Source organism: Bacteroides sp. AM32-11AC, from assembly GCF_003603515.1.
Lineage (GTDB): Bacteria > Bacteroidota > Bacteroidia > Bacteroidales > Bacteroidaceae > Bacteroides > Bacteroides uniformis.
The window spans coordinates 1-1,321 of sequence record NZ_QTNH01000038.1; the positions used below are offsets into that span (position 1 = coordinate 1).

Annotated in this window: 1 protein-coding gene; it reads right to left on the reverse strand. The window is 40.2% G+C overall.

Going from position 1 to position 1,321, the window contains the following annotated elements; genetic code table 11:
- Positions 1-38: 38 nt before the first annotated feature.
- Positions 39-1,202, reverse strand: a complete 1,164-nt coding sequence (locus tag DW800_RS19480; protein ID WP_119958291.1) for an IS4 family transposase — start codon at positions 1,200-1,202, stop codon at positions 39-41.
- Positions 1,203-1,321: the final 119 nt, after the last annotated feature.

Sequence of the window (1,321 nt, forward strand, 5' to 3'; positions counted from 1 at the left end):
CACTAGTGTCCACTAAAAATTTTTTGGTCACTAGTCGGTTAAAAATTAAATAAATTCGATTCACTTGAATCATTTAGCTCTTTGATATTTTTGAAATTCGATTTGTCGAACAAATCTCTAAGATGAGTTTTATCGGTTAGCGAGATGCCGAGTATTTGCAAGGTTTCGTAGATGCTTCGCTCTAACTTCATATCGTGTTGTACTATCGCCACAAGGCAGTAAGTAATTATGGCACAATATATTTGTATGCGTACAGCATTCTCCGAAGTTCCCCAAAACCTCTTTATCTTAAGGTGTTGTTTAATCCATTTGAAAAACAGCTCCACACTCCATCTATTTCGGTATAACTGAGAAATCAGCTCAGCCGAAGCGTCAAGATTGTTCGTCAGGAAAATGTATCGTGTGCCACTTTCGGGGTCTTCAACAATGAGCTTTCTAAGTTCATCGGGGTAATCCTTGGAACTTTTATAAACCGTAAAACATCCGATGACATCAGAAATGACACCTTCAGGCAATCTTCGCTTCCACGTTTTGGGCTTGATGCGTACATTGGTTTTGGCTCGTACAACGAAGAAAGCACCTATGCGGTCTATCGTATACAAGTTGCCAAAATCGTTGTAACCACGGTCAAATATATAATGCGCACCACGTTCATAAGGAATCACAGACATCGCTTTTGTATCGTGAATATTAGCAGGAGTAATATGCACAAATGCAGGAACTTCCGCTTCCACATCGTAGAGCGTATGCATCTTGATTCCGCCTTTATGCTTGCGGAATTTAGCCCACTCGAACACTGACAGACAAAGGTCAATCGTGGTGGAATCAAAAGCATAGACATGACCGTCAAGCTCAAAGATTCTTTCGATTCTACGCTTGCGCGCTTCGGCTATCATGAAGGTTGCATATTCCTGGAAGATGCGATAGTCACGTTGCTCGTTAGCCTTGCTAAGATTGCTTCGTGTTACGGACTTGCCGATTCCCAGATGATAGAGTTTTCCGGTGTGAGCCTCCAGTGACACGATGAGGTCTCTTAAACTCTCACGGTTGGAAAGTTGACCGAACATCATCGTAAGCAACTGATTCCAACAGGTATAGCTTTTAATGTATTTGTTGCCTTCATACTTCTTGACGATACGCAAGAACTTGAACTCATCAAGAAATGTGACTAATTGAGAAAAAACATATTTGTCTTTATTCATAACAGTCTGATTCAGACTGCAAAAGTAATTTCAAATCGTTGCGCACCAAATACCATTACAACAAACTGAATTTCAACAATTTCAAAGAACGACTATGATTTTTTAGTGGACACTAATGT

Excerpts from the sequence above, each read along its gene's own strand:
- DW800_RS19480 (WP_119958291.1), bottom strand. The coding sequence starts at position 1,202 with ATGAATAAAGACAAATATGTTTTTTCTCAATTAGTCACATTTCTTGAT.